The sequence below is a fragment of the Spirulina subsalsa FACHB-351 genome (assembly GCF_026130165.1).
GTDB classification, from domain to species: Bacteria; Cyanobacteriota; Cyanobacteriia; order Cyanobacteriales; family Spirulinaceae; genus Spirulina_A; species Spirulina_A subsalsa_A.
This window is the reverse complement of record NZ_JAIHOM010000051.1, coordinates 1-20,509: the sequence shown is the minus strand read 5'-3', so window position 1 is coordinate 20,509 and position 20,509 is coordinate 1. Positions and strand designations below refer to the sequence as shown.

Annotated in this window: 16 protein-coding genes; 6 read left to right on the top strand and 10 right to left on the bottom strand. The window is 43.2% G+C overall.

The window, feature by feature from the left end; translation table 11 throughout:
- Window positions 1-58: 58 nt before the first annotated feature.
- Genes K4A83_RS11845 through K4A83_RS11820 form a run of 6 tightly spaced genes read right to left on the bottom strand, consistent with a single transcriptional unit; the run spans window position 59 to window position 6,499 of the window.
- A complete protein-coding gene (locus tag K4A83_RS11845; RefSeq protein WP_265264766.1) occupies window positions 59-928 on the bottom strand; it encodes a decaprenyl-phosphate phosphoribosyltransferase in 870 nt (289 codons plus the stop codon).
- A gap of 5 nt (window positions 929-933) precedes the next feature.
- Window positions 934-1,974: an NAD-dependent epimerase/dehydratase family protein gene (locus tag K4A83_RS11840; RefSeq protein WP_265264765.1), complete on the bottom strand. Its 1,041-nt coding sequence runs from the start codon at window positions 1,972-1,974 to the stop codon at window positions 934-936.
- A 46-nt stretch (window positions 1,975-2,020) separates the two neighbouring features.
- Window positions 2,021-3,676 (bottom strand): ArnT family glycosyltransferase, encoded by a 1,656-nt coding sequence (locus tag K4A83_RS11835; RefSeq protein ID WP_265264764.1) that lies wholly within the window; start codon window positions 3,674-3,676, stop codon window positions 2,021-2,023.
- A 16-nt stretch (window positions 3,677-3,692) separates the two neighbouring features.
- The gene (locus K4A83_RS11830) at window positions 3,693-4,754 is read right to left on the bottom strand and encodes an NAD-dependent epimerase/dehydratase family protein (protein WP_265264763.1); all 1,062 of its coding nucleotides are present in this window, start codon (window positions 4,752-4,754) and stop codon (window positions 3,693-3,695) included.
- Between the two features lie 13 nt (window positions 4,755-4,767).
- Window positions 4,768-6,204 (bottom strand): GMC family oxidoreductase, encoded by a 1,437-nt coding sequence (locus K4A83_RS11825; RefSeq protein ID WP_265264762.1) that lies wholly within the window; start codon window positions 6,202-6,204, stop codon window positions 4,768-4,770.
- On the bottom strand, window positions 6,197-6,499 hold the full coding sequence (locus K4A83_RS11820) for a hypothetical protein (protein ID WP_265264760.1): 303 nt from the start codon (window positions 6,497-6,499) through the stop codon (window positions 6,197-6,199). Before K4A83_RS11820 ends, K4A83_RS11825 begins: the two co-directional genes overlap by 8 nt.
- A gap of 464 nt (window positions 6,500-6,963) precedes the next feature.
- Between K4A83_RS11820 and K4A83_RS11815 the strand changes: the two genes are divergently transcribed.
- From K4A83_RS11815 to K4A83_RS11800, 4 genes are read left to right on the top strand one after another with little or no spacing between them, the layout of a single operon-like run.
- Window positions 6,964-8,427, top strand: a complete 1,464-nt coding sequence (locus K4A83_RS11815) for an ArnT family glycosyltransferase (RefSeq protein WP_265264758.1) — start codon at window positions 6,964-6,966, stop codon at window positions 8,425-8,427.
- A gap of 55 nt (window positions 8,428-8,482) precedes the next feature.
- A complete protein-coding gene (locus K4A83_RS11810; protein WP_265264757.1) occupies window positions 8,483-9,961 on the top strand; it encodes a hypothetical protein in 1,479 nt (492 codons plus the stop codon).
- Window positions 9,962-9,978: 17 nt separating this feature from the next.
- The gene (locus K4A83_RS11805; protein WP_407810009.1) at window positions 9,979-11,247 is read left to right on the top strand and encodes a glycosyltransferase; all 1,269 of its coding nucleotides are present in this window, start codon (window positions 9,979-9,981) and stop codon (window positions 11,245-11,247) included.
- 33 nt (window positions 11,248-11,280) lie between these two features.
- Window positions 11,281-12,345 (top strand): NAD-dependent epimerase/dehydratase family protein, encoded by a 1,065-nt coding sequence (locus tag K4A83_RS11800; protein WP_407810008.1) that lies wholly within the window; start codon window positions 11,281-11,283, stop codon window positions 12,343-12,345.
- A 177-nt stretch (window positions 12,346-12,522) separates the two neighbouring features.
- On the opposite strand, the gene K4A83_RS11795 is transcribed toward K4A83_RS11800, so the two are convergent.
- Window positions 12,523-13,548 (bottom strand): hypothetical protein, encoded by a 1,026-nt coding sequence (locus K4A83_RS11795; RefSeq protein ID WP_265264753.1) that lies wholly within the window; start codon window positions 13,546-13,548, stop codon window positions 12,523-12,525.
- A gap of 244 nt (window positions 13,549-13,792) precedes the next feature.
- The gene (locus K4A83_RS11790) at window positions 13,793-14,641 is read right to left on the bottom strand and encodes a YaaW family protein (protein WP_407810007.1); all 849 of its coding nucleotides are present in this window, start codon (window positions 14,639-14,641) and stop codon (window positions 13,793-13,795) included.
- Window positions 14,642-14,837: 196 nt separating this feature from the next.
- On the opposite strand from K4A83_RS11790, the gene K4A83_RS11785 reads away from it, so the two are divergent.
- Window positions 14,838-15,602, top strand: a complete 765-nt coding sequence (locus K4A83_RS11785) for a sulfite exporter TauE/SafE family protein (protein WP_265264751.1) — start codon at window positions 14,838-14,840, stop codon at window positions 15,600-15,602.
- Window positions 15,603-15,678: 76 nt separating this feature from the next.
- Window positions 15,679-17,883: a GumC family protein gene (locus tag K4A83_RS11780; protein WP_265264750.1), complete on the top strand. Its 2,205-nt coding sequence runs from the start codon at window positions 15,679-15,681 to the stop codon at window positions 17,881-17,883.
- Window positions 17,884-18,197: 314 nt separating this feature from the next.
- Here the strand turns inward: K4A83_RS11780 and K4A83_RS11775 are convergent, their stop codons facing one another.
- A complete protein-coding gene (locus K4A83_RS11775) occupies window positions 18,198-20,129 on the bottom strand; it encodes an RAMP superfamily CRISPR-associated protein (protein WP_265264749.1) in 1,932 nt (643 codons plus the stop codon).
- A 97-nt stretch (window positions 20,130-20,226) separates the two neighbouring features.
- Window positions 20,227-20,397, bottom strand: coding sequence for a hypothetical protein (locus K4A83_RS11770; protein ID WP_265264748.1), 171 nt, complete (start codon window positions 20,395-20,397; stop codon window positions 20,227-20,229).
- Window positions 20,398-20,509: the final 112 nt, after the last annotated feature.

The following is a 20,509-nucleotide window of genomic DNA, read 5'->3' as shown; positions in this document are numbered from 1 at the left end:
CGATTCTGACTCAAAAAAATACGCTTTTTCCTCATAAATCCTGCATAAACCATTGAGACTAAAGAATATTGAGATCCGCATAAGTTAGCGCAATATAAAGAATTAACCATAGGACAAGAGCTAGTTGGATCTCAAGATTTTTCAATAAAACTCTATCAGGACTTTCAGTAAGCTTACAAGCAACCAGCAAATGATGATACTTCATAATACCATAGTTAACTAAAGGAATCGTAATGACTAACGACGGATTCTTATCCGTTGTCGTGGTAAATAAAGCATAAGAGATAATAGCCATTATTCCTGTATTATTGACCAAGGCATCCAAATAGGAAATAGTATAAAATTGTAAAACAGGGCGCTGCTTTTGAAAATTGTTTTCAAATTCATATAACTCGGAGCGCCTCTTACAAAACCCTAAAAAAAGCGACAGGAAAAAAGTACAAAGAGTAATCCATCCCGTTGGAGTATCGTCAATGGCATAAACTCCAGCCATTAGACGTAACACAAAACCTAAAGCAATACAGGTAACATCCACAATCACAATATGTTTCAGTTTAACCGAGTAGGCTAAGTTGAGAATGATGTAAATGCTCAAACAGATGACTGTTGCAACATTTAAACTATAGCCCACCCACAAGCTAACTAAAATTAAAAACGTAGCCATTGCACAAGCGACCCCAATAGAAATCTGACCACTGGCAATCGGTCGAAATCTTTTCCGGGGATGTTGACGGTCACGCTCTACATCCTGAATATCATTAAATATATACATCGCAGAAGATGCTGCGATAAACATTAAGCACACTGCAAAAGCAGACCTGATGGCTATAAGACTATGCAGTTGTCCTCCAAAAATAACTCCCGCAAAACAGACTAGATTTTTAGTCCATTGATGAGGACGAAGCAACTTCCAGTATTGACGATACACCGTGATTAGAGAATCCATTTTAAGAGCCTTAATATTCCTTGTTTAACAGCAGAGCGATGATGACTTCCGGCTGTATGATTTAGTATTAGGTCACGATTTTTTAAGTACCATTCATAACTTTCTATAAACATTTCTAGATTAGAATACTGAGGTTTCCATTGCAGTTCTCTTTCGACCTTAGTCGTATCAAAATACATAGAACGACCATACATTAAAGAATGATAACCGCCTAAAGGAGAAATGCCTAAAACACTGGTTAAATTCATTGCCCAAATCGTAGGCGTCATCGGTAGGCTTTTAACCTTAGATCCAGTTTTAGCATAATAACATAACTGCTCCAAAACTTCACGCATTGTCCCAAAACGATTCGTCCCACAATTATAAACTCCTGATGGGAGTTGATCGGCCGCTAAAATACAGGCATTGGCTAAATCATCAGCATGAATAAACTGATAGTAATTATCACCTTTTCCCAATACAGGAATATTGTATCCCTGATAAATCCATTCAAATAAAATTTGGAAAATCCCTAATCTACCATGTCCCAAAATAGTACGAGGACGAATAATTGCAATATTCAATCCTTTCTCCATATACAAGTTACATAACTTTTCTCCTTCCCATTTAGCTTTGCCATAGGCTTCTTGAGGATGAGGCAAAGTAGATTCTGTAACAGGATTTATTTTTGGCACGCCAAAAATGGCACTAGAGGAAGTGTAAACCACTTTTTGAACGCCAGATTGCAAGGCCGCTTGCAAAGTGTTTTCTGTTCCTTGAATATTTACAGATTTAAAAAGCTTTTTATCTTTAGCTAAGGGGACTTGAGCTACGTTGTGATAAATAATATCCATTCCCTGACAACAGTCTAAAACCCTCGGAAAATCACGAATATCCCCCGGATAAAATCTAACATTTTGCGGTCTATCATCCGCATCTACTAAATCAAAAACAGCGCAATTATGCCCTTTTTGGAGTAACTTCTGTAATAAAAGTGAGCCAAAATACCCTGAGCCACCAGTAATTAGACAGTTTTTAGAAAGAGTCATAGTTACATTGTTCAAAAAAAATTACCTTTTTAGACCGTCTTAAGGGTTAGTTAATCAGCTTATAAACTCGATAAATTACCCTAGAATTATCGACATCTTTAACCTCAGCCGCTAGTTCATAACCATTATCAATAATATTCTGAAGTTCAGGGTATTGTTCTATAGGGTATCTACCCCAACGCATTATATCTCCGGGTGATGTATCAATGATTAATCGGGGTTTTGTCTCCGTCAGATCGTCAATTAAAAGATTCATTGAACCGGGTACTATCCATTGGTCTGTATTCAGATCCCAATCATTTTTACCCGGAATCGCACCCGTTACAAAGGTGCAGTAAGTGAACCGAGATCCCGGAATCCTTTGACTCATTAAATAAATATCGGAAGCAAAGCCCCAAACAAATATTCTGTCCTGCTTAGAACTATTTTGTTGGATAAAAGAAATCAAGCGAGAGCGTGAAGATTCTGGACTCAGGTGAACTTGTTTCCAAAATTTTATCCCTGCCAAACTATGACTGATGTTCATTAAAAGAGGGATACCTTGTAAGCCGACAATAAACCCAACAGTATAAATTGAGATTAACTTTTTTTGTACGGTATTGCAGGGCTGAATATTTTTAAAAGTGTCATAAATACTTTCCATTGTCAACGCAGAAAGCAAACATAAAGACGGAATCATTTGGATATAGTAATGATCAAAAAAACGCAAAGGTGATGTTACAGCAATGAAGGAGCTTACTAGCATCATTAACCAATAAACTGGGAAATTATTTGCACCAGAATTATGTAACTTTATCTTACCTAGTTGTGAAAAAATAATTAGAACACAGGCAGTAAAAGTTAAAAAGTAAAACCCATAGTCACTCAGGAATTTATCAAGAGATATAGTTATCGCTCCTAGGAGTCTTGTGGGCGTAACACTATGTATTGCATAATAGTTTTTGTTGTAAGTAAAAACATAAAACCAGAACTCATTGAAAGCCCCATTAAAAGCGAAGAAAGACCAGAACAAGACCAGAACTAAACTAGAACCGATGATGATGCAAAGAGCATAGGTTAAACTTTTAAGGATAGGTAAGCGACTAAAGTTTTTATTTAAAATTGGCACAGCTAAGACAAAACATAGACTGGTTAGTAAATCTAATAATGCGACTTGCTTGGTCATCAGTGATAGTCCGAAAAATACACCACTCACCAGCCCTAGCTTATAGTTAAAATATTGCTTAGGTTTCAGCCCTTTAAGTAAGCAGTAACTCCCAGCTAGGGATAAAGCCACCATCAACCACTCTGTATTAAAAGGATAGAGATCAGAAGATAATTCAGTAAATGTTGTTGACAAACTGGCAAATAAGAAAATACAACATTTCACTCCAACTCGATTTAAAAAGAGTTGAGAAGTTTTGTATAGCAGAATAAGTATGGTAACGATAACCAGCATCAATGCCATATAAATTGCTACTGTATTATAGTTACCAAACAAGGCAAAAATAAGACTATACAAATAGGTTAGTAATGGCGCACGGTGATCTACGGCATCTCGATATAACACCCCACCCTCTAAAATCAGAGTGGCATTAGCTGCTATAAAGCCTTCATCAACACTCCAAGAAGGAACTAAAAAAGTAGGAATTCTGAGTAACAGCGAAATTCCTAATGCTAACATGAGAGAATAATCAATTTTACTTAAAACTTGACTTTTCATGATTATCCAAAGTCATTTATAATGTACCCTGATTGTTAAAAATCCAAGCTAAACTACGTCTCATTCCCTCTTCTAGATCAATATTTGGAGAGTAGCCTAGTTCTCTCCTTGCTTTGTCAACTGAACAGGCAATATTTTTATTCATTTCTGACAAAACGTGAATCTTTGGGTGATACAACCCCAGAGATTGAATAATTTGATCAAGAAGCAGTGCTATTTCGCTTACATAATTAGGCAACTTGAGCCGTTTATATTGACATTTTTGGCTAAATTCGGTTGCTAAAAGTTGCTCAACAGTATTAATAATTTCTTCCATACTATAGGGATGTTCGTCAGCAATCCAATAGGTTTGACCATTGGCTTTTTTCGAGGTTGCCGCTAAGATTAGACCCTGACAAATATTATCAACATAAGCCATTGAGCGCAGATTTTTCCCACTGCCAACCAAGGGTCCTTTTCCGTCGCGAATCATTTTAAAAAAGAGATTTTGACGGGGGGGTTGATGGGGACCATAAAACCAAGGTGGACGAATAATAACCGTTTCTAGAGGGGTTGATTCCTGAACCGCTTTAACGAGCAGTTCCATCTGCATTTTAGAACGTCCATAGTTCATGTAGGGGTTATACAAAGAACTTTCATCAAAGTAATGATTGATGTGGGGATTGCAGCCACAGGGCGAATTAGAGGACACGACAACAGCCCGTTTAATCCTTGTGGCGATCGCAGCATTGAGTAAGTTCTGAGATCCTTGGACGTTGATTGCGTAAAACTGACGAACACGCTGAGGATGAATGATTCCGGCCGTATGAAACAGAATAGCTCCCGTTGCATCATGGCAAAATTTCTCACAATCATGAGGGTTACATAGGTTGCCATAGATGATTTCTACATTGGGAGAAAGTTGAGTAAGGGGTTTGGGATCATGACCCGGGAGCAAAAGACAACGAATTTTCAGATTAGGGTCAGGTTGAGCGAGAGATTTACAGTCAGGTAGACCCTGAGTAAGTGCTTTGATTAGATTGATACCTAACCATCCATCTGCACCTGTAACTAAAATAAGACGGGTCGGGAAATTCATTTGAGAGATTAGGTTACAGTTTTCCTAAGAAGTGTAAAGCGTTGCGGTGTGCAATGGCCATAATTGAACCTTGGGGGTTAACCCCTGGGGCAGTACAGAGCAAACTAGCATCAGCAATATATAGATTCTTCAATCCATAGACTTGTCCAAACGAATTGGTTGCACAGCGTTGTTCATCCTCACCCATTGGACAGGAGGAAAAAAGATGAACAGTCATTAAATTACTCCGATCTCGTGGCAGACTTTGAGGCAGTTGGTTCAAATCGTCGAAACAGGTTAAGGGAGGACTCCCACTAATACTGGGATAGAGAATTTCTGCTCCTGCGGTTAATAATAAATAACAGAGTTTTTGTAAAGCTGTTGCCAAGGCTTTGAGATCATTGGGGGTGAGATGATACTGTACCAATGGATCTCGGAATCCGGGGAGAATTGTGATCTTCCCCTGTCCTCCTGTAATCATGGCGTAATAAATGGCCATCTGTGACCAATGGGTATGAACATGATTCAAGGCCACTTGATGATCGCTCAAGGCCAGACTGAGATAAGGAAAGGAACTAATTGAACAGCCAAAACTGATTTTGGGGGCAAATTCTTTAACTTGGTGCATGGGAACTCCCACATGGGGAGGATTTACCACTTCTGGGAATTGAGCAACGACTTTAACGGTGGGGTGCATCGCCAAAGATTTCCCAATATTGTGCTTAATTCCACTACGATGTAATAGGGCAGGGGTTTGAATGGCACCACAACAAACAAAGACGGTTTCAGCCATAATATCGACGGCCTTTCCTTGGCTAACAGCCCGAATTCGCCAACGCTTGCCCCCATTCTCTGGATGTAGGGATTTGACCGAAGTTTGGGCTTGCAGTTGACATCCGGCAGCTAAAGCTCTAGGGATAAAGGTTTTAGTCATAGACTGTCGAGTGCCTTGATTCAGTTCTCCAGAAGGACTCTTGTCATAACGAAACCAGCGTGGGATTTCTCTGGATTCCCACCCCAAGCTTTGGGCGCCTTGGTGCAATTTAAGGGAGGCTAGGGGAAGTTCTCCTGGACAGTACCCGACACTTAAAGCTGTTTCACAAGCTTGAAAATGGGGAAGTAAATCTTGCTCTAGAAGACCAATCACTTTAAAATCCCTTTGCCACTGTTGTAGTAGGTCTGGGGGAGTACGGTGATACAAACCACTATTAATTTCACTGCCCCCTCCTACACAACACCCTTCAACATATTGAATTTTCGGTGAGCCAAAAGCGACAGTCACACCACCAGAACGATATTTTTGTTCAAGTTCTGTATGTGAAAAGGGAGGACAGGATTCTAACGGGAGGTTACGACCTTCTTCAATCAGGAGAACGTCGCGACCGGCTTCAGCAAGAAGACAAGCTGTTATCGCTCCTCCTGGACCTGAACCAATGACCGCCACTTGACAGGTGAGAGGTGAGTTAGACATAGGAACACCCACTAAAGATGACTAAACTTTCGTAGAACTTAATAAAATCACGACTGATTTTCAATGAGGAACTCTGCCAAGCCTGAATTTGTTTTTTTTGCTGAGAGGCTGACAGATAGATAAAAAAACGCCCCCCTGTTACTAATCCCCAAAAATTAAAGCAGAAGGTTAGTATCCCAAAGGGCAACTTTAGGAAGTCTGGCATTCTTTGATATTGAGCTAAAACAAAAGATAGGACTTTTTCTTTGTGTTGCAGCAAATCAGGGGCGATGCCTACAGCCTTATGGTCTAACATAGCATAGCAGATAGACCTAATAATTGTTGTTAAATAATCGTTAAAGTAGGAGTACATTGTCCAAACAAAGCAACTAATATAGAATTAACTGGATGTTGGGGGATAACACTCTGGCTAGATACCCTCGTCGATCGTATATGCCACAATCAATGATGTCAAATTATTGGATATTTGGTCGCTGCCATGACCAGAAATATGGTGCGGGAATGCTCCCCACATAATTGGCAATTAGCACAGGATTACGTCAATCATGTGATCCTGAATAATGTGGTACTGTCCAGATCCCCAGAGCAAGAGAGCTTTTCCTGCACTCAATCCAAGTCATACCCCTGCTACTATACTCATCCCATTATGCCCGCCCTATCATGCCCATCGTTGATATTAAGATCCCAGTTTACCCAAACAAGCCAGAATCATAGTCCCTCTTTTCCATCCTTAATCCTTCCTTAATCTTTCAAAGCTCAATGATATTAACTCATCTTAAACTTCCCTTTTTGAAAACCTTTAGCTTTACTGTTTTAACTCCAATTATTCTGTTTTGGTTGTCTCTATATGCCCTAGGTTATCCCTTGCCCGGCGATGACGATCTCTTCTTTATTGGGGCAGGGATTAACCTTGCAGAAACCGGAAACTTTGTCAACCCATTTCTTGCCCAATGGGCTGAACAAACCATTGACCGATTTTATGTTCAACCCCCCTTTTATTCCTACGCTCTTGCCCCATGGTTAAACATTTTTGGCATCACAACTCGCAGCTTTCTCCTGTTCCAGTTCTTCTGTTATAGCAGCTTTTCAACTTTCCTAGCTTTAACCCTAAGAAAGTTAAAATTTTCCCCTTTAGCTTCTTGGGCTATTATCGTCTGTGCTGGTTTATGGTTACTAATCGGAGGCCTACGACAAGATGCCTTTGCCACCGCTTTATTGATGGCTGGATTATATTATCTGTTAACCGATCATCTGGTTTATTACCTAATTGGTTTTACAATTTTAGGCCTTTCCGTCCTCTCTTCTCCCGTTAATATTGCCTATGCCACCCCTTTAGCTTGGGGTATCCTAATCCGTAACTTTGTACGCCACAAAAAAGATTCAAGCTCAATGGGGCAGTATATCACTCCAAGACTGTTGATGCTGCTGAGTGCAATCGTTATAGTTTTTCTCCTATTTTTACTCAGTATTAACTTTGAACTCACTCGTTTTTTTGCCGATCTCAGTTGGCACTCCCAACTCAGACGTTCCCCCGTCTCCCGTATGATTCCTAACCTGATTTTTATTGTCACTGTAGGGTACGGAGAAATTACTTATGGATTACTCTACCTTTTTAGTCTTTTCCTAGGAGCATTATTATGGGTCAAACACAAAACAACCCCCAAATCTTTATTTTTTATTATACTCAGTCTGATCCTATCCATAATCTTAGGACTGATTACCTATGCTAATACCCTAGGCTCTAATGTTAACTTTGTCATTTGGGTTATTGTTATTTTAACTCTAGATAAATTGTCAATTAAAGCAATTCACCAAAGAACACTCGCTGTAATTGCGTCGGTTCTTGTATTAATTAACTACAGCCCAGCTATCTTAAACCTAGTTTTTGTAGACCACAGTCCAGATCCCCCAGAAAAGATTGCTGAAATACTAGATTATGTCACCAATAACCCGGAGAAAACCTATTTTATTGATGGGATTGCTGCTCGTTATATTTTCGACTACAATTTACCCGCAGAATCAGTCAGTTGGGAGTTCTCAGGAGAACCAGCAATGGGGCCTCCAACTTCTCTGACAGAGAAAGCTGAAAATGCAGTCTGGATTCTTTCCCGTCGGCAAGCATGGCACGTTGCTGAGTTACCAGATTATCCTCGATTAAAATTACTTGGTCATCGTTTTAAAAGTATTGCTAGTCAACCTCACAAAATTCTGCTCATTCCTTAAATTTTGGACGTTGAGCGAGTTGTATCAGTATTAAATTACATCAGGATCTACTTTCATGAACAGACCAAAATCTCTATCAGTCAATTTTTTTGAGTCCAAGGGGAAAAACTTTACTTTTCTAGCGTTTAGTTCCATTCCCCTATTTTGGCTCATTTTTTATAGTCTCTGGTTTCCCGTTCCTCATGATGATGATTTATTTTTTATTGGAGCAGCGATAAACTTAGCGGAGAAAGGAGATTTTGTTAATCCTTTATTATCTCTTTGGTCAGATAGAACAATTGACCGCTTTTATGTCCAGCCTCCCTTTCATTCCTATGTTTTGGGATTTTGGCTTAAGCTATTTGGGGTAAGCAGTAGTAGTATTTTAGCCTTTCAAGTTTTTTGCTTTTTTCTCTTCAGTGTCTTTTTAAGTCTACTTTTAAAAAAATTTAAGTTTCCGGTTTTTACTTCTTTGGCTATCACCCTCTGTTATGGTCTATTCATGTTTAATTTTGGCTTACGTCAGGATGGTCTAGCCATGATTTTTTTTACTATGGGATTATGGTTATTAACCCATAAAAAACCTCTAAGCTATTTTGCTGGGTTTACCTTTTTGGGTTCTAGTATTCTAACGTTGCCTGTTAATATGGTGCTAGCCATTCCTTTTGGAATTGCCTTAGTTATTGAGCAAACTGTGCAGGTTAAACGGCAACAACCTACCCAGTTAAAAAGAACTATTACTTTGCTTAGTGTAACTTGGGTATTAGCTGTTATTTTTACCTTTAGCTTATTCTTACTCAGTGTTAACTTTGAACTGACTCGTTTTTTAGATGATTTATCTTGGTGTGCTTCCCTGCGTCGCCAACCTTTAAATAATGTAATTCCAGCTATTTGGAATCAGATGCGCATTGGCTCAAATTCTGTAATTTACGGAACTTTATATATCCTGTTAATTGCCTTACAAATTTGGGTCATAAAACAGCGCAAAAAACAACCAATATTTTTACCTTGGTTTTTGTTGATTAGCAATATATCTCTAGTCACCATGCTAATCGTTTACTCTAATGTTTTAACGACTAACTTTAACTTTTTATGTTGGGTCTGTGTCATCATTATTTTGTCTAAATTAAATATTCCGAAAAAGATTAGAGTCTTAATAACATCCTTAGCCGTTGCAATTGTTTTGATTAACTATAGTCCAACCTTTTTGGCTTTATTTTTCCAAGATCGAACCATCCAACCTAGTGTTAAAATAGCCCAAGACTTTGTAAGGACTCATCCTAATATGACCTATAGTGTAGATGCAGTTGCGGCTAGAGTCGTCTTTGACTATAATCTGCCTGAAGGGTCTGTTGCGTGGGAGTATTCTGGGGGGCATATCTGGTTTTTCCCCCAGACTGTTGCTGACAAACCACCGGGGATGGTGTGGATTCTCTCGCGGAAACAAGCGTGGCATCTGCCGGAGGAACTCCCCGATTATCCAAGATTACCTGTTTTCGGTCGTGAATTTAAAAGTATTGCTCATCAACCCTATGATGTTTTAATTGTTGAATAAAAACAAAAGTTAGGGAAATTATGTCATCTCCAGCTAATGGTCGCTTAAGGTTTTTGGGTGCAGCCAGTTTAACCACTGCCTTTAATTTGGTCTTAATTTCCATTTTGATTGAACAGGTGCAATGGCCGACTAATCTCGCTAATCTCGTGGCTGTAGAATTATCGTTACTGTTTGGTTTTTTGGCTTATCGTTTGTTGGTTTGGTCGGGGGGCAATTGGCAGATACAGGATGTTTTACTTAAACAAATCCCCCTCTACCATGTCTCTCATGGGGCGGCTTTATTGGGGCGAATTTTGGTGATTTTTCCCCTGTTGAACGCTTGGGGGGTGCATTATGGAGTAAATACTCTTGTTGGGGTAATTTTTGGGGGAATTTTGAATTATTTGGTGAGCGATCGCATTCTCCCGGAAGTAAGGCGATCGCACTTCCACTATCCCGAAGCCCTAGCCCCCTCCCTCGTTGCCTCCGGGCCCCGGGCAGAACGTCCTGACTCCCTCCCCCCCGTCGATCTCCTCTCCATCGTGATTCCCGCTTATAACGAGGAGGGGAGTATTAGTCCCACCGTCCACAAACTCAGCCAACGCTTAGAGGAAGCGGACTTAAACTATGAGATTCTAGTGGTCAATGATAACAGTCGCGATCGCACAGAACAAATCCTGCAACAACTGCACCAAGAAAACCCCCGCGTTCGTTACATTAACAACTATTACCCCAACGGTTTTGGTTTTGCCGTCCGTTGTGGAGTCGAAAACTTTCAAGGCGATGCCGTTATTATCTACATGGGGGACAGTTCAGATAGTCCTGATAACATTGTAGACTACTACGAACAACTCCAAGCAGGCTATGAGTGCGTATTCGGATCTCGCTTCATCCAAGGCAGCAAAATTGTAGACTATCCCACCCACAAACTCCTGATCAACCGTTTAGCCAACTGGTTTGTTAAAGTTCTCTTTGGACTCGACTACAACGACACCACCAACGCCTTTAAAGCCTACCGAAAAGAAGTCATTCAAGGCATTTCTCCCCTACTTTCCCATCACTTTAACCTCACCGTAGAAATGCCCCTAAAAGCCATAGTCCGGGGCTATTCCTACACCATTGTTCCCATTACTTGGCATAACCGTAAAGCCGGGGTTTCTAAACTCAAAATCAAAGAAATGGGCAGTCGTTACCTCTTTATTGTTCTCTCCATTTTCTTAGAGCAAAAATTAGCCGGAGGAGACTATCACCGGAGTAAAAACCCCGTCGCCAAATCTCCAGTCAACTCCCGAAAAACGGCTAACTAAACACCAATCAACCCATCTAACCTTCCCCTAACTATCATGGAAAACATTCTAATTCTAGGCGGTGCTGGCTTTATCGGGAGTTCCCTCGCTCTCAACCTTAAACAACAATATTCTGATGCCCACATTATCTGTTTAGACAACCTCAGACGGCGGGGTTCAGAGTTAAATCTCCCTCGTTTTAAAGCCGCCAATATTGAATTTATTCACGGAGATATTCGCAGCGAATCTGATTTAGATCCCGCTATCTTATCCGTTGATACCATTATTGATTGTTCCGCCGAACCCTCGGTATTAGCGGGATTTAGCTCTCCCCAATACGTCTTACAAACCAACCTTGTCGGGACGATAAACATCTTAGAACTGGCGCGCAAACTGTCAGCGCGGTTACTCTTTTTGTCCACCAGTCGCGTCTATCCCATTGAACCGATTAAGCAACTCAAGCTTATGGAAGCTGAAACCCGCTTTCAACTAGCATCGGAACAACCCTATCCCGGCATTTCTCCCCAAGGGATTAGCGAAGATTTTCCCCTCACTGGGGCGCGTTCTCTGTACGGTGCCACTAAACTAGCTTCAGAATTACTCATTGAAGAATATCGCCATGCTTACGGTTTAAAAGCCATTATTAACCGTTGTGGGGTGATTACCGGCCCTTGGCAAATGGGCAAGGTAGACCAAGGAGTTTTTACGTTTTGGATGGCCGCTCACTACTTTAAAAAATCTCTGCGCTATATTGGCTATGGTGGAACCGGGAAACAAGTGCGGGACTTACTCCATGTCAATGATTTATTTAATTTAGTGCAGTACCAACTAGAACATTTTGATCAACTTGATGGAGATGTTTTAAATGTAGGAGGAGGGCTAGCAGTGAGTCTTTCTCTATTAGAAACTACCCAAATTTGTGCAGACATTACAGGGCATCAGATTCCCATTGAAGGAGTTTTAGCAGAACGGGAGGGAGATGTTCCCCTATTTATTACAGATGCGCGCAAAATCCAAGAAAAAACGGGCTGGAAACCTGCTTATTCGGCTCAACAAACCTTGTTAGAGATTTACCAGTGGATTCAACAGCATGAGTCCTTACTCGCTGGCATTTTGTAACGCAATTCCCCGTTATAGCTGGTTCAGAAGTTTACCCTAAACCCCTCTCCCATCTTGGGAGAGGGACATTCAGGGCCTATGGCCTGATGACAGAAAGGGCTGTAACTCTGAGTCTGATTCGAGTTTGTTTAGGATCTGACACACCCTACACCTGCTTCTATCCTAACCCCCTGTTTTTTATTCTGCTTTCTTGGTGGGTTTAATCGGTCGTTGACCTGCTTTTCTCATGGGTTTTTCAGAGTTAAAAGAACTAGAACGGGGTTTGTCTTTCGCCGGGGGCTTGGTATTCGTTCCTGGTGCTTTGACGGGTTTTTTGTACCGGGGAATAGCATCCGTTGGCTCTGAAATGTCTTCCGACCAACCGAAACTATTACGATTGGGAAGAAATTTAAAAATCCCTTGAATAAACCAACGTTTAGGCAGTTTATCTTTCGGCGTTTTAGGATTAAATTTAAAGGGTTGAACTTCGCCTTCTCGACGCATTAAAACGGGAATATGGGAGGCTTTAAACTTCTCCGTTGGGTCGCTGGCTTGTCGGTTGCGATAAATTGAAATTACCGGAGAACGATTCTGGGGGATAAATTGCCAAATTCCGCTTAAAATAAACTGATTCGGCTCTTGTTGCCACTCATTTTCCGTGTTCCAAGCAAACACTTGAAAATAAATTCTAGGGGGTTGTCGGGGAATAAGTTGGCATTTGGGATAAACCCGTAAATATAACGGGGTGTCTGGGTAATTTTCCCGTTGTTTCAGAAAGCCAACATAGCGAAACTTAGAAGGGAAATATAAACGATACTCGTTAGAACCAACCGTAATGGCAAATCCTCCTTCTGGATGAGGAGTGACTATGCCATAAAGTGTTCCAATCGCTTGGAAAAAGATTGAATTTTCCCCAGCTTCGTCTTCTTGAGTGTGTTTGGTTTCGGCGGGAGTTTTGTGGCTTTCTGGGGGAGTAGGTGCAGCCTCTTCAGCCTTGGATTTTTCTGGGGCTGGGGGGATTGGTTTTTTCTCTAACGCGGGACTTTTTGCCTCTGGAGTGGCTGCCTCTGGAGTGGCTGCCTCTGGAGTGGCTTTTGCTGCTTCGGTCGCAGGTGTTGGGGGGGTCACTTCTAGGGTGGTTTCCCCCGCAGATGCTTCCGTTGCGGGATCTTGCTTTTTAGATTTAATCAGGTGCAGCATTTTTTGTTTTTTGGCGGATGGCATTTCCTCTTTTTCCCCTCTTCCATTAATCGCTTGTTCATCTCATGGTTATGCCCCCTAGGGAGATAACCGGGAGTCCTCAGTGTGTATGGCTCACTATGCTGTCAATGAGATTCAGCACGGGTAAGCACGATCATCTATTTGATGATAGCAACAAAACCCCCCCTCTTTTTTGCTGGAATGAGCATTCCGATCAGGAAGATCAGGGGGAATTGACAATCATCTGGCCTAAGATAGGTTTTTGGGTTTAAACGGTGACTGTTCCCCAAGAATCGCCCCGGGTGAGACGGATTTGGGCTAGAGCAAAGACGGTGGGAATGACGCGGCCGTAGTTGGTGGCGATCGCACGCCAACCCAAATCAGCAAAAAAGGCCGCCCACAGGACGGGCCCCATAAAGGCAAAGACCGTCCGCACGGCTCCATGACGGGCGGCGGTTAGGGCCATTCCTTGACGGGCGGTTTGGAGGGCAAAATGGTTCTGAATCTGGGTGGCGGCGGCGGTTCCCCCTCGCAATAGGGCGGTGCGGGCGGTTTGGTAGGTGGCAAAGTGCAGGGCAAACTGTCGGGCAATCTGTTGTAGCAGGAAGGAACGCAGTACGGAACTCACCGCTAAGACGCTGCCCCCTTTGAGCAGGAAATGAATGGGGTTATGTTGGATTTGGGCAGGTAGGGGTTCCCGATATTTCGACGCTTGTAGGGATTTTTGGATGCGTAGGGTTAAGGATTCTTGGTCTTGGGAGGGTAAACGATCCCAAGCTTTGGTAATCAGGTTGAGAAAGATTTCAGCTTCTAGGTCTACTGTACTCATGGACTGGGAGTAGGGAATTTTGAGGTAACGACAAACTTGGATCAAAATATGTCGGTAGCTAATTTTGTCACTTTCTCCCCGTAATACGGTGAAGCCATCGGCCGCTAGGTAACGAAACCGTTGATCTAACAGTTCAATCTGTGAGTGGCGATCGCGACTCTGTACTTCCATTACATCCGGTGTCTGGATGTAGTCTAGGGGATTCAAACGACGGCAAAATAACAAATAGGTGAGTTGTTGCAGTTCTTCATCCGTTGCCAGCTCTAACACATCCCTCAGTTCGTCCAATGTTCTAACCTCCACCCCTATTTTCTCTTCCTGCCTCATTCTACTATTGCAATTGGAGGTTGCGGGGATCAAATTTCAACTTCTCTGTTCTGATGCAGTACAACGGAGAGGGAATCTGAACCAATGGTCTGAACAGGTTCACTGCATCTGATTGATCCACTATATAATAGTTCAGTAATAAGAAAACAGGAAGAAAATGCTGATCACAATTGTGGGACATTTGTTGGCGGTAGCCATTGGGATTAGTTTAGGTTTAATTGGTGGGGGAGGGTCGATCCTAGCGGTGCCGATTTTGGTGTATGTGATGGGGATTGGGTCCAAAGAGGCGATCGCCATGAGCTTGTTTATTGTGGGGATAGTGAGTTGCATTGGGGCGATTCCCCACTGGTTTCAGGGCAACGTGAACTTGAAAACCGTTGTGATGTTTACCCCAGCCGCCATGGTCGGCTCATTTTTAGGCGCACGTTTAACGACCCTGCCTTGGATTACAGACACCATACAACTCATTGCCTTTGGGGTGGTGATGGTGCTGGCCAGTGTGTTAATGATTCGCAAACAAGAGAACAAAACCCCCACCTCAACAGAAGAAAAACACCCCACCTATCCCAAATGGTTAGCCATTCCCATAGAAGGCCTGGCAGTGGGGATTCTGACGGGATTTGTGGGAGTAGGGGGAGGATTCTTGATTATTCCGGCCTTAGTGTTATTAGGGGGAATTCCGATGAAAGAGGCCATCGGCACCTCTTTATTGATTATCACCTTTAAATCAGCGACGGGTTTTCTGGGCTATATTGACCAAGTAACGGTAGATTGGGGCTTAATGTTCTCCTTTACCTTAGCCGCCAGTGTGGGGACTTGGGGAGGGGCTTCCTTAACCCAGTACATTGACGGGAAAAAGCTACAAAAGGGCTTCGGTTATTTTGTCTTAGCGATCGCGGTTTTTGTTTTAGTTCAACGTTGACCCGCCTAGAACCCGTTCGGCGGAAAAAAGGAAAAGGCTGTTATATTGGAAGCAGTGCTAGTTCTGGGCTTTTCCCATGTCTTCACCCCTTGTTAAACGTTTTTTAGTAAGCCTCGGCAAAAATAAATGGATTGGATTGGCAGTCTCCATTATTGTGGCAGGAGGGGCCAGTGTTGTGGCCATGCTACCGCCGCCAGCCCCTCCCCCCACTCGCTACAAAGCCATTGGTCAATTAGCCTTTAGTAGTCCTCCACCCACAGCGACAGAAACCGGGAAAGTGCTGCAAGAACAGGGCAGAGCCTTAGATCGACCGACCTTACTCTCCGAACCCGTCTTACAAGGACTGGTGGAAACCGTCGATTTGCCCAACCCCGTCGAATCCATCAAGCGCATTAATCTGCAATTGCCCAAAGAAGGCGAACCCCCCTTAATTCGCCTGGAATATGTAGACACCAACGAAGAACGGGCCGCACGGACGCTAGAAGTGCTGATGGAGAAAATGATTGAACATAGTCGGATGTTGAATACATCCCGCTTGCGATCGCAAATTGAAGCCCTCGAAAAACGAGTTGAAGAAGCCAAAGCCGATCTCGCCGAAGCCGAACAAGAATTCTATCGCTTCATGACCCGAGAAGCCACAGGCTTAGTCGCCGCCCAAGATGGAACCCTATTCATGGCCATCAGTGCCGGCCAACAACAGCAGCGCGAATTACGGCTACAACTCGACACCGTAAACGCTCAAATTCAAAGTTTATCCACCCAGTTATCCCTCACCCCAGAAGAGGCCTTTGTCGCGTCAGCCCTCAGTGCAGACCCCATTATTGCCAGTTTACGCACTCAGATTTTACAAGCGGAAACCCAGATGCAAATGTTAGCCAATGATTTGCGTCCCGAACACCCCACCATGCGGGAACTGAACAAACAACTAGCCGCCTACAATGAACTCCTGACCGAGCGCGCCGATGAAGTGATTGGCAGTGACAATGTATTTGATGCCCGGCCGAGGGAAATTCGCAGAAGCAGCAGCTTGGACCCCACCCGTCAACAGTTAGCCGCCCAAATCGGACAGTTACGAACCCAAAAAGAAGCCATTGAGCAACAAATCCGCACAGTGCGCCACACGGAAGAAGAACTACGCCTCGCCTATGAGCGCTTCCCCACCAAACAGTTAGAACAAGCCCGACTCCAGCAACAAGTCGCCATTCGCAAGCAATTCCACGACACCATGCAAGGGGCCCTCGTAGATGCCCAATCCGCCGAAGCAGAAACCATCAGTAGTCTGAGCCTAGCCCTTCCCCCCCGCTTGGAGAAAGTAGAAGAGCTTGATTCGAGTCCCCCTCATCCCGTGGTCATTATCGCGGCGGGTTATATTGGGGCCCTAGTGGCTGGCGCAGTGGTTATTTTGGGGATGTCCTTCTTAGATCCCAAAGTCTACACCGCGAAGGAATTACAAGATATTCTCTCAGAACGAGATGTGGCTGTGTTAGGGGAATTGCCCTTTTTAGTCGAGGGGAGCGGGGGAGAATTGCCCCTATTGTTGGGAGTGAATGCCCCTTACTTGGATCTGTATGAATTGTTCCGCAGCAATATCCGTCGCTTGTCTCCCAAATCGACCAAGGTTATTTTAGTAACCAGCGTGAGTGAGGGAGAAGGGAAAAGCGTAGTGGCCTATAATTTGGCCATTGCCTCCGCTCACGCTGGCAAGCGGACTCTGTTAGTGGAAGGAGATTTGCGATCGCCTTCCAATGCCCAAGCCGTTAAATTAGCTGTAGACCATGATGCCCAGGCCGAACCCCTCTCCTATTATGGCTCCCGTAACGACTCCGTGCGCTTGGTGCCGGACGTGATGAATCTCTACATCTCCCCCAGTGCCGGACCCCAACGGAAAGCCGCGGCCATTGTTGAATCCAGCGAGTTAAAGAGTCTCTTAGAAGATGCCCGCCAGCGCTTTGATTTAGTCATTGTCGATAGTCCAGCCTTAACCACCTGTAATGACGCCCTATTGTTACAACCCCAAACCGACGGCATGATTTTAGTCACTTGTGTCGGGGTGAGTCAGGCCAAGATTTTAGGGGCCATGTTGGATGAAATGACAGAGGCAGAAATGCCCATTATCGGCGGGGCGATTAACGCCGTTCCCCTGCCCGTTCCGAATTTATATGCTAAAGCCTCCGCCTTCTCCTCTGCGCCTTCCCGTGAAGCGTTAGGCAGTGAGGGAACATTAGTTCCGATGGGTCAAGATAAAGAGGAACCCGAGGAGTTGATTGGCACTGGCCGATGAACAGGAAACAAGTGATTTGTAGGTTGGGTGAAGCGAAAGCGCAACCCAACAAAACAATTGATAATTGATAATTGATAATTGTTTCACGATCTGTAGGTTGGGTGAAGCGAAAGCGCAACCCAACAAAACAATTGATAATTGATAATTGATAATTGATAATTGTTTCACGATCTGTAGGTTGGGTGAAGCGAAAGCGCAACCCAACAAAACAATTGATAATTGTTAATTGTTAATTGTTTCACGATCTGTAGGTTGGGTGAAGCGAAAGCGCAACCCAACAATTCAGTCAACAGTAAACAGTTAACCATCAATAACTAGGGAAGAGGAAACACCTTAACATAATTTTGAGCCGAGGTTTGTCTCTTCAACTCCTCCAAATACTGTCTACGCGGATTTTGATTCGCCCCAAACACCGTCACCACTTGATAATCCCCTAAATCTGCAATCCACACCGGAGAAGGTTTCACCCCTCCTGCTACTTTCCCGCACAAGTTGCCATCATAATCCTGTCGGGGACCCTGTTGAATTTTCAACTGGGGACTGTGTAGAATACTTAACGCATAGGGTTTATCATTCTTATCTTTGCCATTACAGATGATAATTTCACAGTTCGCATCTACCGCATCCGTCCAATTCTGTTGACTCACCGGGAAGTCATTTCTACGACGATTGTAATTTAACTGTTGAGACACCAATGCTCCCAAACTCCGATAAAACTCCTTGAGTTGCCCTTGAAATTGAGTTTTAAAGGCAGAAATTTGTTCAGGAGCAACCCACAATTTGTTATCTTCCTCCTCAATATAGAAGGTTGAACCCCGAAACCAAGGCGCATTTTCCCGTGTTTTACGAGAATAACAAGGTCGTCTTGCCCCTTGACCAATTCCCCCTAAATTAAACATTAACCAAGTGAGAGCAGTAAACAAAGTTTTTAAGTTTTGTGCTTGCTCTGTTCGAGCAGCAGGAGAAAAAGATAACACTAACGTTCCCTGTTGTTCCCCACAAGGATCATTTTTTCCTTGATAATTAGGACGTGGTTCTTTTTGGGCAATTCTGCCATCTAGAATATTGACCTGTAAATAGCCATATTGTTTAGTGGGATTAATTCCACCAAATAATTCAGATTCTAACGTTTGCACTCGACTAGGTTCTAATACCCCTAAAGCAAAGGCACGAAACCAATAACGTAACATAGATTTAAACGCTGTCGGACGCACTTCTGCTTGAGGTTGTCCCCGCATTTGCCATTCCTGACGACGGTCATTAAATTGCCATTGAGTAAAGCGTTGATGACCGTGAATTAATTGCCCTTCTAAGGCAAATTCGACCCGCAAAAATTCTTGTTTTTGTTTTGGTTGTCCTGCTCCCGCTTTTAGTAACAGTCCATAACCTGTATTAATTTGTGAACCAATCCCCGCTTGTAACCCCTTAATCAGCCAATTTTTAACCTTATCTAATACTTTAGGATCATTGCTCAGAGTTCCCAACTTTAAGCCAATCACAAAGGTTGGTTCTTTCAAGGATAAAAAGGGATTCGGATTAGGACTATAACCCGGTGAATTATCCTCCCATTTCCAAATATTATTCGCCATATCCATAGCTAAACCTCCCCCTTGACTCGGCAGAGGATAAGCGTCTAGAAAGATAACTTTTCCCGCTTTATCTTTATCTTGTGCTTCCAGAGAACCGAAATATTTAGCAATTTCGGGATGATTTTGGGCAGCTTTCCAGTCTAACTTTTTCTCAGCTATTAACTCTCGAATTGCCTGATTTCTGGCTGCTCCTCGCAGGGTACTGGAGGGAAGATAAGGCATTCCCAAGGCATCAAAAGCCGGGAGTAAAATACTTTCGGGGCCGCGATGACCTCCGACTCGAATCCGCCAAGGACATTTGACTTGAAAGGTATTATTTTTTCCGGCAATCAGTTCGGTTCGTTTAACTAAAGTGGTGAGGCGTTGGCGATAGTTTGCCCGTTCTGTCGCCATGTTTAACATTTGGACTTTTGTGCCGTCTTTATAGTTATCTCGATCCGGTTCACGCATCCAGCGCAAGTATTCGACAAAACTGGCGGTTTCGTGGGGACTGGGTTCATTATTCGGATCGAGCCAAGGTGAGGGAGGAGGAGGATTATTAGAGTTGTTCCCCCCCTGATTTCCCCCAGTTGTTATGACTTTTTTGGGGGCGCTTTGAGTAGGTTTCTTGATTGCTTGAGACGGCTTATTTGGACGGTTAGGACGATTAAAAACCATTATTTTTTCTCCTGTTTAAAGGATTACAAATTGATCAGCAGTTAATAGTTAAGGGGTTACTCTGCTGACTGTTCTGTTATTGGATAACGGCACAAAATTATGCGTCTCCCGTGATGTCGTGATAAATGGCGTTTGCCCAAAAACTAAACTCATTGGCTAGTTCTAAGCCTAATCCTGTGAGTCCTAGGTAATCATCTGAACTGAGGTCTTTAATGGTGTTTAAACCTTGATCTCCAGTTAAAGGTTGTACACCAGTTGACACTCCCATCGCTAAAAGCGAGGGATTCTTGGTTCAACGAGTTTCCTTAACTTGGCAGGACGTATCCAACCAAGCCAGAGGGAATCTCTCCCCAAGCGTGAGTTCCGGTATGCCCTACCGT

What these genes read in the sequence shown, in the direction of transcription:
- K4A83_RS11840 (WP_265264765.1), bottom strand. Translation starts at nt 1,974, where the DNA reads ATGACTCTTTCTAAAAACTGTCTAATTACTGGTGGCTCAGGGTATTTT.
- K4A83_RS11835 (WP_265264764.1), bottom strand. Translation starts at nt 3,676, where the DNA reads ATGAAAAGTCAAGTTTTAAGTAAAATTGATTATTCTCTCATGTTAGCA.
- K4A83_RS11830 (WP_265264763.1), bottom strand. Translation starts at nt 4,754, where the DNA reads ATGAATTTCCCGACCCGTCTTATTTTAGTTACAGGTGCAGATGGATGG.
- K4A83_RS11825 (WP_265264762.1), bottom strand. Translation starts at nt 6,204, where the DNA reads ATGTCTAACTCACCTCTCACCTGTCAAGTGGCGGTCATTGGTTCAGGT.
- K4A83_RS11820 (WP_265264760.1), bottom strand. Translation starts at nt 6,499, where the DNA reads ATGTTAGACCATAAGGCTGTAGGCATCGCCCCTGATTTGCTGCAACAC.
- K4A83_RS11815 (WP_265264758.1), top strand. Translation starts at nt 6,964, where the DNA reads ATGATATTAACTCATCTTAAACTTCCCTTTTTGAAAACCTTTAGCTTT.
- K4A83_RS11810 (WP_265264757.1), top strand. Translation starts at nt 8,483, where the DNA reads ATGAACAGACCAAAATCTCTATCAGTCAATTTTTTTGAGTCCAAGGGG.
- K4A83_RS11795 (WP_265264753.1), bottom strand. Translation starts at nt 13,548, where the DNA reads ATGCCATCCGCCAAAAAACAAAAAATGCTGCACCTGATTAAATCTAAA.
- K4A83_RS11785 (WP_265264751.1), top strand. Translation starts at nt 14,838, where the DNA reads ATGCTGATCACAATTGTGGGACATTTGTTGGCGGTAGCCATTGGGATT.
- K4A83_RS11780 (WP_265264750.1), top strand. Translation starts at nt 15,679, where the DNA reads ATGTCTTCACCCCTTGTTAAACGTTTTTTAGTAAGCCTCGGCAAAAAT.
- K4A83_RS11775 (WP_265264749.1), bottom strand. Translation starts at nt 20,129, where the DNA reads ATGGTTTTTAATCGTCCTAACCGTCCAAATAAGCCGTCTCAAGCAATC.
- K4A83_RS11770 (WP_265264748.1), bottom strand. Translation starts at nt 20,397, where the DNA reads ATGGGAGTGTCAACTGGTGTACAACCTTTAACTGGAGATCAAGGTTTA.